The sequence below is a fragment of the Flavobacterium sp. CF108 genome (assembly GCF_900129795.1).
Classification (GTDB): domain Bacteria; phylum Bacteroidota; class Bacteroidia; order Flavobacteriales; family Flavobacteriaceae; genus Flavobacterium.
Map to the genome: position 1 here is coordinate 341,969 of NZ_FQWW01000003.1, position 14,736 is coordinate 356,704.

Genomic DNA, 14,736 nt, shown 5'->3' on the forward strand with positions numbered 1-14,736 from the left:
TTTTTTAAATCAATTTAATTTTAAGAATCAAATATATTTTAGAACGCATAATTTTTAGAAACACATTAAAAATCAAACCTATGAAAAAATTAAGTCTTATTTTTATTATGGCAATTGCCGCGTTTTCGTCTTATGCACAATCTTCATTTAAAGAAGATGTAGATGTTTTACAAAGTGTTTACGGAAAATCTAAAGCCGATTTAGTAAAGCAGTATATGAATTTATCTGATACACAATCAGCAGCTTTTACAAAGGTTTATGATGATTATGAAACACAGCGTAAAGCTTTGGGACAAAGTAAATTTCAACTGATAAATGATTATGCTGCTAATTATGCAACTCTTACAGATGCAAAAGCAGATGAATTAGCAAAAGGAACTTTAAAAAATCATATTGCTTACGAGAAACTATATTGTAAAACGTACAGCAAAGCAAAAAAAGCAATTGGAGCCATAAATGCGGCTAAATTTATTCAGTTAGAAGTTTATTTGCAGACGATAATTAGAGCAGAGATTTTAGAATCAATTCCGTTTATTGGAGAATTAGACAAATCAAAAATCCAATAAAAACATCTTTATAAAAAAACGGCAGTTACTTAAAAAAATAACTGCCGTTTTTTATTTGTATTAATGAAACTTATTTAGTCGTTTTAACTTCATAAATGGCATTAACCATTCCGTCACGGAAACTATCTAAAGTCAATTCCCAAAACATGATTCCGCCTAATTTTTTAGACTTTACATATTCTGTTTTTGCTTTAATAGATTTAATATTATCCGAAGTTGCAAAAGTTTTAGTTCCTTCATTATACCAGTATGGAGCTTTTGCTTTATCATCCCAGAAATATTTCCAGCCGTTTGCTTCTGTATAAGTTGTGGCATAGTTTTTAAAGTCAGCACCTTGAAAATGCTCTCCTGCCTGATACAATCCGTTATTGATATTTTCTACATTTTTCCATTGTCTGGTATAAAATGCGCCTCCGATTACTAATTTTTCAGATGGAACTCCAGCTTTTAACAAAAACTCAACCGCTCTGTCTGTAGATTCTTCTTTTGGATTTGTGCTGTACAATGGTGTATGATGTCCTGTAACTTTAGAATATCCATTTACTAAATCATAACTCATAATGTTGATACGATTAACTAGTGGTGCAACCGCTTTCCAGTCAATAGATTCATCTAAATATTTTTGAAAACCACCGGCAGCAAAACTCAACTCGTATTTTTTACCTAAAGTAGAACGTAATATTTTGATCAATTCTGTAAAGTTAGGTTTGTCGGCAGCTTGGTATAAATGTCCAGGAAGTCCTTCGATAGCTGGATATTCCCAATCTAAATCTAAACCGTCCACTTTAAAATAATCGCTGACTTCTTTTACTGATTTTGCGAATTTCAAACGCCCATCAGCAGTAGAAAATGCATCAGAACATGGTTCGCAGCCGCCCCATCCGCCAAGAGATAAAACGATTTTTAATTGTGGATTTTTAGCTTTTAGAGAAACTAAATGCTTTATGGTAATAGAATCTTTAGGAGAATCAACACTTAGTTTTCCATCTTTTAAATGACAAAAACTAAATATAATTTGATCTAGTTTATTGACTTCGTATTCGTCAATTAGTTTAGAATCACCAGTATAATAAGCGATGATATCTAATTTCTTATTCTTCTGCGCAAAAATGTTTGTGGATAAAAGGCAGATAAATAAAAGGGCAATTAGGCTAATTTGTTTCATTTTATGTTTTTTGAAGTTTTAGAACGCTAAATATAAAACATTAGAATTTAAATTTTACTATCAATCCTGTAACATAACCTCAATTTTAATAAAGATTTGTGAAATTGATTAAAACCATATAAGTGATATAAGTTCATTTTAGGTTGAACTTAATTTTATTCCGTTCCAATATTCCGTAGAGACGCACAGCAGTGCGTCTAACATGGCGTAGACGCACTGCTGTGCGTCTCTACAAAAAAATGCCACAGATTACAGGATTAAAATGATTAAAAAATCTGTGAAAATCCTGTAATCTGTGGCAAAACATAAAAAAAACATAGTAGACGCACTGCTGTGCGTCTCTACAGAAAAAAATGCCACAGATTAGAGGATTAAAATGATTAAAAAAATCTGTGAAAATCCTGCAATCTGTGGCAAAACTTAAAAAAAAACCATAGTTAGACGCACTGCTGTGCGTCTCTACAGCAAAAAATCTTTTTAAATGAACTTATATAACTTATATGGTTCAAAACAAAAAAAAATAAACCCGCACAGTTTCGGACTTGTGCGGGTTTAAACAAATTAAAAGCTAAAAACTATTTTTGAATTAGAAGCAGTATGAATTTTCTGCAACTAATTTAGAGGCAATTGTTTCTCTTAATGCCACAACATTTGGCAGGTTAGTGTATTTTGTAAAACGTTTTAATCCCATTAACATCATACGTTGTTCGTCACCTTCAGAGAAAGAAGCGATTCCTTCTTTTCCTCTCAAGTTTACGATATCTACCGCTTTGTACAAGTATAATTTTGCCATAGCGATTTGCTCTTTTACTTTATCTTCACCTTCTCTCTTAGCTAATTTCTCAGTTCTAAGAATAGTACTTTCTGCCATGTAGATTTCTATTAAGATATCAGCAGCAGCCATCAATAATTGTTGGTGAGAATCTAAATCCGGACCATATTTTTGAACAGCACTTCCGGCAACCATTAAGAAAACTTTTTTCAGGTTAGCCACGATTGTTTTTTCTTCTGCAAATAATTCAGAGAAATCCGGAGTATCAAAAGAAGGAATTCCCATTAATTCTTCCTGAACTTTCATTGCTGGTCCAAGTAAATCAACGTGACCTTTCATTGCTTTTTTGATCAACATACCTACAGAAAGCATTCTGTTGATTTCGTTTGTTCCTTCGTAAATTCTAGCGATACGAGCATCTCTCCAGGCACTCTCCATTGGAGTATCTTCAGAGAATCCCATCCCGCCAAAAACCTGAATACCTTCGTCAGAACAGTTTTGAACGTCTTCAGAAACGGCTACTTTCAAGATAGAACACTCGATAGCATATTCTTCAACACCTTTCAATTCCGCTTCTTGATGACTTGTTCCTTCAGCTTCACGAGCAGCGATTCTGTCTTCAATGTCTTTTGCAGCACGGTAAGAAGCACTTTCTCCAGCATAAGCGCTAGTTGCCATTTCAGCTAATTTAGAACGGATAGCTCCAAAAGTTGAAATAGAAGTATTGAACTGAATTCTTTCGTTAGCATATTTTACAGCTCCAGAAGTAACTCTTCTTTGAGCATCTAAACAAGCAGCAGCTAATTTAATACGGCCAACATTTAAAGCATTCATTGCGATTTTGAAACCGTTTCCTCTTTCAGACAACATGTTTTCAACCGGAACTTTTGTATCGTTGAAGAAAACCTGACGAGTAGAAGAAGCACGGATTCCTAATTTATGCTCTTCTTCATTCATAGAAATTCCGTTTGAAGGATCGTTTTCTACGATGAAACCTGTAATGTTTTTATCATCACCAATACGGGCAAAAACGATGAAAACGCTGCAGAAACCTGCATTCGAAATCCACATTTTTTGTCCTGTAATTAAATAATGCGTTCCGTCTTCAGATAAAACAGCTTTAGTTTTTCCTGAGTTAGCATCAGATCCTGCGCCCGGTTCTGTTAAGCAATAAGCTCCAAACCATTCTCCAGAAGCTAATTTCGGAACGTATTTTTTCTTTTGTTCTTCAGTACCATAAAGTGTAATTGGCATAGTTCCAATTCCTGTATGCGCACCAAAAGCAGTTGAGAATGAACCTGTTGCTCCAGAAATATAGTCGCAAACTAACATTGTAGAAACAAATCCCATTCCTAATCCGCCGTATTCTTCCGGAACTGCAACTCCTAAAAGTCCAAGTTCACCAGCTTTACGCATAGAAGATTCTGTATAAGCGTAATCTTTTTTCTCAAAACGATCTTTATGTGCCCATAATTCTTTGTCTACGAACTCTTTTACAGAGTCACGCATCATTAACTGCTCTTCAGAAAAATCTTCTGGTGTAAAGATATCTTCGCTCTTTGTTTCTTTAACTAAAAACTGACCACCACGAGTCACGTTTTTTTCGATTGTATCTGCCATTTTTTATTTTTTTAGAGAAAAGAAAATAGAATATAGAAAATAGATTTTGACTGGACTTACTTTAATCCGTTTTGAAAACCCATTGTCATTCTTTGAAATTCTTCTATTTTAATTTCTAATTGGTTAAATTGTTTTTCGTTTATATATTTTCTATGTGTCGCAATCAATAATTGCGTAATTAGTTCAAATGACGAACCTAGAGAAATGTCTAAAAAATGGCTGAAAGATTTATCAGTTCTTGAAGAACCTTCGGCAATATTACTAGGCATCGAAACAGAACATCTGCTTATTTGAGAACTTAGATCATATCTTTCATGTTTTGGAAACTCTACTAATAAATCTGAAATTTCATTAGCAATTGAGATTCCAATCTGCCAAATCTTCAAGTTCTTATAATTATGTCGCATTCTAAAAATCTATATTCTATTCTCTATATTCTATTTTCTTCTTTACAATACCTCGTAAATCCCTGCAGAACCTTGTCCAGTTCCTACACACATCGAAACGATTCCGTATTTGTTACCTCTTCGTTTCATCTCATCAAATAACTGAACAGAAAGTTTAGCTCCTGTACATCCTAGTGGGTGTCCTAAAGAAATTGCTCCACCGTTTACGTTTACGATTTCTGGGTTAATGTTTAACTCGCGAGTTACTGCTAAAGCTTGTGAAGCAAAAGCCTCGTTTAATTCAATTAATTCGATATCATTCAAAGTTAATCCCGCTTGTTTCAACGCTTTTGGAATTGCTTTTACAGGACCAATACCCATGATTCTTGGCTCAACACCAGAAGAGGCAAAGTTTACAAGTCTTGCAATTGGCTCAAGATTTAATTCTTTAACCATGTCCTCACTCATGATTAAAACAAAAGCTGCACCGTCGCTCATTTGAGATGAGTTCCCCGCAGTTACACTTCCGTCAGCAGCAAAAACTGGTCTTAAACCTGCTAAAGCTTCTTTAGAAGTTCCTGCTCTTGGACCTTCGTCTTTGTTTACAACGTATGATTTAGTTTCTTTTTTACCATTTTCATTGATGAAAGTCTGCTCAACAGTAATTGGAACGATTTGTTTGTCAAATTTTCCTTCTGCTTGCGCTTTCAATGCTTTCATGTGAGAGTTGTAAGCAAACTCATCCTGATCTTCTCTAGAGACTTTATATTGGTTTGCAACCGCTTCAGCAGTTAAACCCATTCCCCAGTAATAATCTTCGTGACCTGCAGCCGCAACTTTATAATCCGGAGTTGGTTTGTAACCTCCCATCGGAATAAAACTCATACTTTCTGCACCACCTGCAATAATACAATCTGCCATTCCTGATTGGATTTTAGCAGTCGCCATTCCGATAGTTTCTAGTCCAGAAGCACAGTAACGGTTTACGGTAACTCCAGGAACATCTTCTACTTTTAATCCCATAAGAGAGATCAAACGTCCAACGTTAAGTCCTTGTTCAGCTTCCGGCATGGCATTTCCTACCATAACGTCGTCGATACGTTTTTTATCAAAATCAGGCAACTCATCCATCATAAACTGAATGGTTTCTGCAGCTAATTCATCAGGTCTTTTAAATCTAAAAACACCTTTTGGAGCTTTTCCAACTGCTGTTCTATATGCTTTTACTATATATGCTGTTTTCATTTGTTTTGTTTTTTAAGAGTATAGAAGATAGAGTATAGAAGATAGACTTTACAAAGTCTTAAATCTATATTCTATTCTCTTTGTTCTATTTTCTAATTTCTAAGTGGTTTTCCTTTAGTTAACATATATTGAATACGCTCCAGAGTTTTTCTTTCTGTACATAAACTCAAGAAAGCTTCACGTTCAATATCTAATAAATATTGTTCAGATACTAAAGTTGCTTCAGATAAATCACCACCAGCCATTACGTAAGCCAGTTTGTTAGCGATTTTCTTGTCGTGTTCAGAAATGTATTTTCCAGCCTGCATTTGATCTGTTCCAACTAAGAACATACCTAGAGCTTGTTTTCCTAAAACTTTAATATCGTTTCTTCTAATAGGCTGTGTATATCCAGTTTCAGCTAATAATAAAGCATGTTTTTTAGCTTCAGCAATCTGACGATCTTTGTTTACTACAATAACATCTTTTCCATGCTGCAGAAGTCCTGTATCAAAAGCCTCATAACCAGAAGTCGAAACTTTTGCCATTGCGATTGTTAAGAAATACTCTTGAAGAACGTTCAACTCCACATCGTTTTTGCGGAATAAATCAGATGCTCTTAAAGTCATTTCTTTAGAACCTCCACCACCAGGGATAACTCCAACACCAAATTCAACTAATCCCATGTATGTTTCAGCAGCAGCAACTACTTTATCAGCATGTAAGCTCATTTCGCATCCACCACCAAAAGTCATTCCGTGAGGTGCTACTACGACTGGAATAGAAGAGTAACGAACGCGCATCATAGTGTCCTGAAACAATTTAATTGCCATGTTCAATTCGTCGTATTCCTGCTCAACAGCCATCATGAAAATCATTCCGATATTAGCACCAACAGAGAAATTCGCTGCTTGGTTACCAATAACTAAACCTTGATATTCTTTTTCAGATAAGTCAATTGCTTTATTGATGGCTTGTAGAACGTCACCACCAATAGTATTCATTTTAGATTGGAATTCTAAGTTTAAGATTCCGTCTCCTAAATCCTGAATGATTGCACCGCTGTTGCTCCAAACTTTTTTGCTTTCGCGAATGTTGTTTAGAATAATGAATGAATCTTGTCCAGGAACTTTAACTTGTAATTTTGTTGGAATGTTATAGAAATAAGTCGCTCCTTCTTTTACAGAGTAGAAACTTTCGCTTCCAGAAGCTAACATTTCAGTAATCCATGCAGCAGGCTCAAGACCTTCTGCTTTCATGATTTCAATTCCTTTGGCAACACCAATCGCATCCCAGATTTCGAATGGACCATTTTCCCATCCAAAACCAGCTTTCATGGCATCATCAATTTTGTATAATTCGTCTGAGATTTCAGGAATTCTGTTTGATACATAAGCAAACATTCCAGCGAAACTCTTACGGTAGAATTCTCCCGCTTTGTCAGTTCCTTTTACTAATACTTTAAAACGATTGATTGGTTTATCAATAGTTTTTGTTAGTTCAAGCGTAGCAAAATTTGCTTTTTTTGCAGCGCGGTATTCTAATGTATCTAAGTCTAAAGAAAGAATATCTTTATCTACTTTTTTATAAAAACCTTGTCCAGTTTTGCTTCCTAACCAATTATTCTCCATCATTTTGTTGATGAAATCAGGAAGTTTGAACAATTCGTGTTGTTCGTCGTTCGGGCAGTTCTCGTAAATACCGTTGGCAACGTGTACCAAAGTATCTAAACCAACAACGTCAACTGTACGGAAAGTAGCCGATTTTGGACGACCAATTACTGGACCAGTCAATTTATCAACTTCTTCAATCGTTAATCCCATTTCTTTCACTAGATGGAATAAACTTTGGATTCCGTAAATACCAATTCTGTTTCCAATAAACGCCGGAGTATCTTTAGCAACAACCGAAGTTTTTCCTAAGAATTTAGATCCGTATTCGTTTAAGAAATCCAATACTTCAGTTGAAGTTTTTGGACCAGGAATAATTTCAAATAATTTTAAGTAACGCGCAGGGTTAAAAAAGTGTGTTCCGCAGAAGTGTTGTTGAAAATCTTCGCTTCTTCCTTCGCTCATAAAATGAATTGGAATACCAGAAGTGTTAGAAGTAACTAAAGTTCCCGGTTTACGGAATTTTTCGATTTGTTCAAAAACTAATTTCTTAATGTCTAAACGCTCTACAACAACCTCGATAATCCAGTCAACATTGGCAATTTTTGCCATATCATCAGTCGTATTTCCAGTTGTGATTCTGCTTGCGAATTTTTGGCTGTAAATAGGAGAAGGTTTTGATTTTAATGAATTCGCCAAATGTTCGTTTACCACACGGTTGCGAACGGCTTTACTTTCAAGTGTTAATCCTTTTTTAGCTTCAGCTTCAGTCAGTTCGCGAGGTACGATGTCAAGAAGTAAAACTTCAACACCAATGTTGGCAAAATGACAAGCTATACCTGAACCCATAATTCCGGATCCAATTACAGCAACTTTTTTAATTGTGCGTTTCATATTTGTAAAATTTGTTTTTTGGGTAGAATTTGAATTTCTCTTAAAAAAGATTATTCATTTTCTGAGTTTTCTGTTTGCTTCGCCAGTTCGCTGGCGTTCGTGTGATTGAAAATATTTTTATCCTGAATTAATTCGTTTATGATTTCAGAAACTTCGATAAAATGTTTCAGTTTTTCGTCTGATACATGTTTTCTCACGGTTTCATTAAATTTCAGAACTGTATTTTTAGATAAATCTCTTTTTTCTTTTCCAAATTCGGTCAGGTAGATTAAGACGCCCCGGCCGTCACTTGGGTTCTTTTTGCGAACAATTAAACCTTTTTCTTCCATAGATTTAAGTGTTCTCGTTAAGCTGGTTGCTTCCATACCCATTCTTGGGCCTAAAGCGGTTGATGGAGTTCCTTCTTCCTTATCCATACTTAAAAGAGCAAATCCTGTTGCCATGGTAGCATCGTACTTTGCAGCCTCTTCATTATACATTCTTGAAACAGCCTGCCATGTAGCTCTCAAAATATAATCTATTGTTTTGTCTTTCATAGGTAACTATATCGATTTCAAATATAATTAAAAAATACTATGCATGCATATAATTTTTTAATAATTTTTTGGTTAGTTAAAAAATCCCACTGATTTAGAGTGGTTTGGTGGTTTATTTAGAGTGAAATATACTATTCTTTTTTTAGATTTTAACATTTTTTGTACGGTCAAAATCTTTTTTTAATTTTAAAATCGGCTTTAATTCTTCATTCTTCAAAAAATTATGAATTTAATTCAATAGAATTTTCAGGTTCATATCTCGAAATTGCCCTTTGAAGAATTTTTTTCATTCGGTTTCGAAGATTTTCGGGTCTCAAAATTTCGATAGAATCTCCAAAACCTAATAAAAGGCGCTCCATTTCATAATTTGGCGAAATGAATAAATGGACAATAATACTTTGGTCTTCATTTTCCTTAATTAATCGCTGTGAAGGATGCAGTGGTTTTGTAGTAACATAAGGCGCATTTGCGGCATCAATCCATAATTCGATGCGTCTGGGCTGCAAACCAGAATTTACTGTTACACCTATTATATCTTTATAATAAGAATCGGCATTAAAATCTTCTTCTAAATAAGGAAGATTAAAATCGTAATCAATCGAAATAATACGGTCAAGTGCTAAATTGGTAATTGGCTGTGAGCCTTTAGTTTTGCCAATTAGAAACCATCGATTATTGAACTCCTTTAATATAAAAGGATGAAAATGAAATTTGGTTTCCTCTCTCGATTTAAAAGATTTATAAGTAATTATAAGAACCATCTTCTTTATAATTGCCTGATAAATTTCATCTAAATAATGCAGACCTTTTAGATTCTCATTTTTATCTAAATAGATTACAGGTTTTGTATGCGACTTTTCAGCATAGATTTTATCTTCCAAACGTTGCAAAATATCGGATACATCATTAAAGAGAGAGAAATCTTTAAACTGTTTTAACATCGAAACCGTTTCGGTCAAAACATTCATATCCGTTTCCGTCAGCGGAATATCGGTTATCGTGAAATCTTCGTCTTCATATTTATAAAACTTTTTATCGTAAACAACAATTGGTGCATTGTAACCCAGCTTTTCACTTCGCATTAATTGAATGTCCATTTGAATAGTTCGTTTGCTTATGGGGTTTTCACGGCCTTCATATTCAAATAAAGCTTCAGAGCAGCATTCGATTAAATCTTCTAAAGTCCATTGCCGGTATTTATTCTGTAGACATTTGTCAATTGTTTTGTACCGAATTAAGGCGTTTTTATTTTGTGACATAAATTATATGTTTTGGTCGCAAAAGCGTTAATTTTTTGTTTCACGCAGATTTAACAGATTTCAGCAGATTTTTTTTATTCATTTTAATCCTTTAATCTGTGGCATTAAATAAACTTAGTGGCTTTGCGAGATTCAAACTAGTACTGTGTTTTTATTTTTTCGGGTGATAGTTTGTGTTTATTTACAGATAAAAATAGTGATTTTATTATAATACGCAATAGCTTTGCGTAGTAGTTTTAAAACTTATTTAAAATGAGTATTTATACTATTTTTTTGTTAAATAAAATCATCTACTTTTACCGCACAAATTTTAACAATACCACATGGGGAAACTTTACTCGCTGCACATATATTGTGTTTTTTTTATAACCACTTCATTATTTGCTTTTAATACAAATGACAGAAGTAATTTAGCCCTTAAAGATTATTATAATCTTACTGTTCCCCCAACTGTTGATTTTAATTTTACCAATAACAATGCCTGTTCAGGTACTCCTGTGACATTCAATGCAGTAGTTACCGGCGCGGCACCTTTTACTTATAAATGGGATTTTGGAGACGGTACTTCAGCAACAATAAATAACCCGAACCATACTTTTACAGCACTTGGCTGCGGTTCTCAAAATTTTAGCGTAAAACTTACGGTTACAGATGCTAATGGCGAAGTAAATTCGGTTACCAAAACCGTTTCGGTTAAGCAAAAACCAGATTTAAAATTCGTAGATTTAAGTGCTCCGACATCTGCAAAACCTTTTGAAAGATGCGGTGATAATAACTCGAATCCAAAATATACCATAAATGTAGGAAACAGTTCGGCTTCTGCATCTTGTATCACATCTTATAATGTTGATTGGGGAGACGGCAGTACAGAAACAAATGTTGTTTTTCCTAAAAAACACGAATACAAAAAACTAGGTTCGTTCAACATGGTAATTACTGCAATGGGAACAAGTACCTGCAATAATTCGATTACCTATGTTGTAAAAAATTCTAATAACCCAATTGGAGCACTTATCGCACCGGGTAACACCACAAACTTATGTACGCCTGTACCGCCAATGGATTTTGCAATTGGATCTTGGGGACTTAACCCGTCAGATACTAATTATCAAGTAAATTATGGCGATGGAACCTACCAAAGTTATACGCAGGCTCAATTAGAAAGCTCTCCTTATTATAATAGTTTAAATCCGCAGGCGTCGCAAAATTTCCCGATACCGCATACGTTTAAGCGATTTAACTGTCCGTCAGGAAATACCGTTACATTAACCATAACAACTTCTTGCGGAAGCACTTTTTTAACAGCCGGGCCTATTATTATTTTAGATGTTCCCGTAATAAGTTTTAATGTACAAAGTATTGCATGTGCCAATACATATACGCCGTTTTATAATACAACTCAGGCGGGTTATACAAACGATTGCAGCACTTATAATGTATACACTTGGGATTTTGGAGATGGAACACCTGTTTCCAGAGAAGTAAATCCTTCTCACGTATATACCACACCGGGAACTTATACCATAAAATTATCTGCTCAAACTCCCTGCGGAATTGGAAGATCAACCACGCAGACTATTTGTGTAGAGCCAGTATTAGTACCAAGTTTTACTTATGCAACGGCTTGTGCCTCAGAAAATGTTCAAATAACGAATACAACAGATACAAGTTTAGGCTGTGGTACAGAAACTTATTATTGGGAAGTTTTGAATTATTATGAAGGATTTTGTGGAAAAGGAAAGGGACAATATTATTTTGTAAATGGTCAGTATGTTAGAAATCCGGTTATTAATTTTAGTAACCCGGGAACATACGAATTACAATTAAGAACAATAAATTCTTGTGGTGTCTATCAATATACTTCAAGATCTATTCAGGTAAAAAAGAAACCAGTAATCAAATTAGATCCTATTTCTGATTTTTGTAAATCTGCCACAATCAGGCCAGTAGGTACAGTAGTAGAAACTTGTTCGCCAAGTTCAGAAATTACCTATTTGTGGAGTTTTCCGGGAGGAACGCCTTCAACTTCTACATCACTTAATCCGGGTTCTATTAATTATACCACAACCGGAAATTATGTAGCTACTTTTAGTGTTACAAATAGTTGTGGAACAACAAGTGTATCAAGGAATTTTTCTGTAGATATGGTTCTTTCGCCTGTAATAACGCCCAAAACGGCAGTAATTTGCAGCGGGAATTCATTTCAAATCACACCAGTCAGCAACGGAACAACTGATAATGTACCAGCCGGAACAACTTTTGTTTGGTCGAATCCTGTAGTTACTCCTGCAGGAGCAATAAGCGGCGCATTTGCAGAAGCAACACCAAGAACAAGCATTGGACAAACTTTAACCAATCTTACTAATAATCGCGCAACAGTTGTTTATACCGTTTCACCAATTTCTAAACTTTGTCCGGGACCAGATTTTACAATTACAGTAACCGTTGATCCATTGATAAATGTGACAGAAATTATAAAACCGGGAACTTGTTTTGAAGCAAATGACGGTGCAATAAACATAACAGTTGCGGGAGGAATTCCGTTTACAACAGGCGCACCTTATACTTATACGTGGACAGGTCCTGATGGATACACGAGTTCGAACCAAAACATTTCGAACTTAAAACCGGGTTATTATAATTTGAGAGTAGGAGATAACGGAAATTGTCCGTTTTCACGATCGTATTATGTTGGTGAACCGGGGAAATTCCAGATTTTAGGAGAATACAAACAAGACATAACCTGTTTTGGTCTTAACGACGGAAGAATTAATATAAACGTATCTGGCGGAAATCAGCCCTATACCTATGTATGGACAAAAGACGAAAATCCTTTTACTGCAAATTCCGGAAACCTTAGCAATCTTGAACCGGGAGTTTATGATGTAACTATTACAGAAAAGAATAACTGTGGAATTCTACATGGAAATTATAAGATTGAAGAACCGCCATTATTAGAACTTAGTTTTGTGAGCAAAGTTGATATTTTATGTTATGGTTATTCTACAGGAGAAATTGATGTAAAAACTGTTGGCGGAAGAGTAACAGAAACTTCTCCGGGTGTTTATAGCTACAGATATTTTTGGACAGGTCCAAACGGATATACGAGTTATTCTCAAAATCTAAGAAATGTTCCTGCCGGAAATTATCATCTAACCGTTTCAGATAATTCGGGTTGTACAGATGATCTTGATGTTATTTTGCTTCAAAACGACGAAATAAAATTAGAATATACCAAAACCGAAATTGCGTGTTATGATTATGCCGATGCTTCGATAACTATCAACAAGATAACTGGCGGAGTTCCATTTGCAACCGGAGATCCGTACATTATTAAATGGAGCAATTTAGGGACCGGACTTGTACAAAATAATTTATCAGCAGGAACTTATATTATTTCTATTACCGATGCAGTTGGCTGTCCTAAAGATTTTACGATAGTAATCGACAACGCACCAATTTTTAAAATCAATCCAGATATTAAAAAAATATCTTGTTATGGCGAAAAAGACGCTCATATCCGTTTAAATCTTGTAGGCGGAAAAGCTCCGGTAAAATTAGTTTGGGATGATGATGCAACAGCTGGAATCGAAAGAAATAATTTAGGACCAGGAACATATTCTGTAACCATTACAGATGGAAAAAACTGTATCATTAAAGGTTCTTGGATCATTGATAATCCGTTGCTTTTAGAATTAAATGCTGATGTTAAAAACCCATTAGACTGTCTTAATGCCAATACAGGTTCTATCAATCTGGTTGTAACAGGCGGAACGCCGCCATTTACATATGACTGGTCAAATGGTGCAACTACTGAAGATTTAGAAAACCTAATACCAAATAATTATACCGTAAAAGTAACCGATGCCAACGGATGTAATAAATCAGCATCATTTAAAATTACCCGTTTCGAACAGCTTACGCCATCAATCGAAGTCTTAACAGATTTTAATTGTGACACAAAACATGTTAAGCAAACATTTGTAGGTCATGTAAAAGGAGGAATTCCGCCTTATACATTGAGCTGGTCAGATGGAGTAGTTTCCGGAGCCAATGGTGAAATCATGAATACCGACAATAATGGTTTGGTAATTTTTACCGTAAAAGACAGTTTTGGTTGTTCTGCCGATGTTTCATACAATGTTGATACGCCAGTTTTAGGTATTGCTAACTTCTCTACAGGTTCTTACGGAAAAGACATGTACGACTTGTATTCAATTTACGATCCTATTACGTTTACCAATTTAGCGACTGGAACTTTCACTTTAATTTCTTGGGATTTTGGAGATGGAAATTTCTCAGACGAAGAAAATCCTAAACACATTTATACTAAAGAAGGAACGTATACTATAAAGCAAACCGTAACTTATCCTTTTGGCTGTCAATACACGTACAGTACAACGTTAAAAGTAGAAAAAGGATACAGTTTAATTATGCCAAATGCCTTTACACCAAATAATGACGGAACGAACGATACGTTTGCGCCCGTATTCCTTGGTTTATCAGACATTACCTTAGACGTTTATGATACTTGGGGAGCTGTTATTTATTCAGAAACCGGAACAAACATCAGAGGCTGGAATGGTAAAGTAAAAGATATAGATGCCGAAAACGGAAACTACTATTATAAAATAACCTTAAAGACCTTTTACCACCATACTGTAGTAGAAAAAGGAGCATTTACACTAATTAAATAAGCAACAG

9 protein-coding genes are annotated in these 14,736 nt (G+C 34.9%); 2 read left to right on the plus strand and 7 right to left on the minus strand.

Features of this window, described 5'->3' with window-relative positions:
• Positions 1-80 precede the first annotated feature (80 nt).
• Positions 81-566 (plus strand): hypothetical protein, encoded by a 486-nt coding sequence (locus BUE10_RS10210; protein WP_073484777.1) that lies wholly within the window; start codon positions 81-83, stop codon positions 564-566.
• 70 nt (positions 567-636) lie between these two features.
• Here BUE10_RS10210 and BUE10_RS10215 read toward each other — a convergent pair whose 3' ends face one another.
• The 7 genes from BUE10_RS10215 to BUE10_RS10245 form a co-directional block, all read right to left on the minus strand.
• Positions 637-1,731 carry a glycoside hydrolase family 18 protein gene (locus BUE10_RS10215; protein ID WP_073484779.1) on the minus strand — a complete coding sequence of 365 codons (1,095 nt, stop codon included), beginning with the start codon at positions 1,729-1,731 and terminating at the stop codon, positions 637-639.
• A 586-nt stretch (positions 1,732-2,317) separates the two neighbouring features.
• Complete coding sequence (locus BUE10_RS10220) at positions 2,318-4,123, minus strand: acyl-CoA dehydrogenase family protein (protein ID WP_073484781.1); 1,806 nt, start codon at positions 4,121-4,123, stop codon at positions 2,318-2,320.
• Between the two features lie 56 nt (positions 4,124-4,179).
• Positions 4,180-4,530: a four helix bundle protein gene (locus BUE10_RS10225; protein ID WP_053471784.1), complete on the minus strand. Its 351-nt coding sequence runs from the start codon at positions 4,528-4,530 to the stop codon at positions 4,180-4,182.
• 42 nt (positions 4,531-4,572) lie between these two features.
• Positions 4,573-5,754 (minus strand): thiolase family protein, encoded by a 1,182-nt coding sequence (locus tag BUE10_RS10230; RefSeq protein WP_073484783.1) that lies wholly within the window; start codon positions 5,752-5,754, stop codon positions 4,573-4,575.
• Positions 5,755-5,846: 92 nt separating this feature from the next.
• Complete coding sequence (locus BUE10_RS10235; protein ID WP_369826604.1) at positions 5,847-8,288, minus strand: 3-hydroxyacyl-CoA dehydrogenase/enoyl-CoA hydratase family protein; 2,442 nt, start codon at positions 8,286-8,288, stop codon at positions 5,847-5,849.
• Positions 8,288-8,773: a MarR family winged helix-turn-helix transcriptional regulator gene (locus tag BUE10_RS10240; protein ID WP_073484785.1), complete on the minus strand. Its 486-nt coding sequence runs from the start codon at positions 8,771-8,773 to the stop codon at positions 8,288-8,290. The genes BUE10_RS10235 and BUE10_RS10240 overlap by 1 nt, the downstream gene beginning before the upstream one ends.
• A gap of 221 nt (positions 8,774-8,994) precedes the next feature.
• A complete protein-coding gene (locus BUE10_RS10245) occupies positions 8,995-10,032 on the minus strand; it encodes a helix-turn-helix transcriptional regulator (RefSeq protein WP_073484786.1) in 1,038 nt (345 codons plus the stop codon).
• A gap of 323 nt (positions 10,033-10,355) precedes the next feature.
• Between BUE10_RS10245 and BUE10_RS24355 the strand changes: the two genes are divergently transcribed.
• A complete protein-coding gene (locus BUE10_RS24355) occupies positions 10,356-14,729 on the plus strand; it encodes a PKD domain-containing protein (protein ID WP_073484788.1) in 4,374 nt (1,457 codons plus the stop codon).
• Positions 14,730-14,736 lie beyond the last annotated feature (7 nt).

Bases quoted from the DNA above. Each gene is read 5' to 3' on its own strand.
- BUE10_RS10210 (WP_073484777.1), top strand. From the start codon at position 81: ATGAAAAAATTAAGTCTTATTTTTATTATGGCAATTGCCGCGTTTTCG.
- BUE10_RS10215 (WP_073484779.1), bottom strand. From the start codon at position 1,731: ATGAAACAAATTAGCCTAATTGCCCTTTTATTTATCTGCCTTTTATCC.
- BUE10_RS10220 (WP_073484781.1), bottom strand. From the start codon at position 4,123: ATGGCAGATACAATCGAAAAAAACGTGACTCGTGGTGGTCAGTTTTTA.
- BUE10_RS10225 (WP_053471784.1), bottom strand. From the start codon at position 4,530: ATGCGACATAATTATAAGAACTTGAAGATTTGGCAGATTGGAATCTCA.
- BUE10_RS10230 (WP_073484783.1), bottom strand. From the start codon at position 5,754: ATGAAAACAGCATATATAGTAAAAGCATATAGAACAGCAGTTGGAAAA.
- BUE10_RS10240 (WP_073484785.1), bottom strand. From the start codon at position 8,773: ATGAAAGACAAAACAATAGATTATATTTTGAGAGCTACATGGCAGGCT.
- BUE10_RS10245 (WP_073484786.1), bottom strand. From the start codon at position 10,032: ATGTCACAAAATAAAAACGCCTTAATTCGGTACAAAACAATTGACAAA.
- BUE10_RS24355 (WP_073484788.1), top strand. From the start codon at position 10,356: ATGGGGAAACTTTACTCGCTGCACATATATTGTGTTTTTTTTATAACC.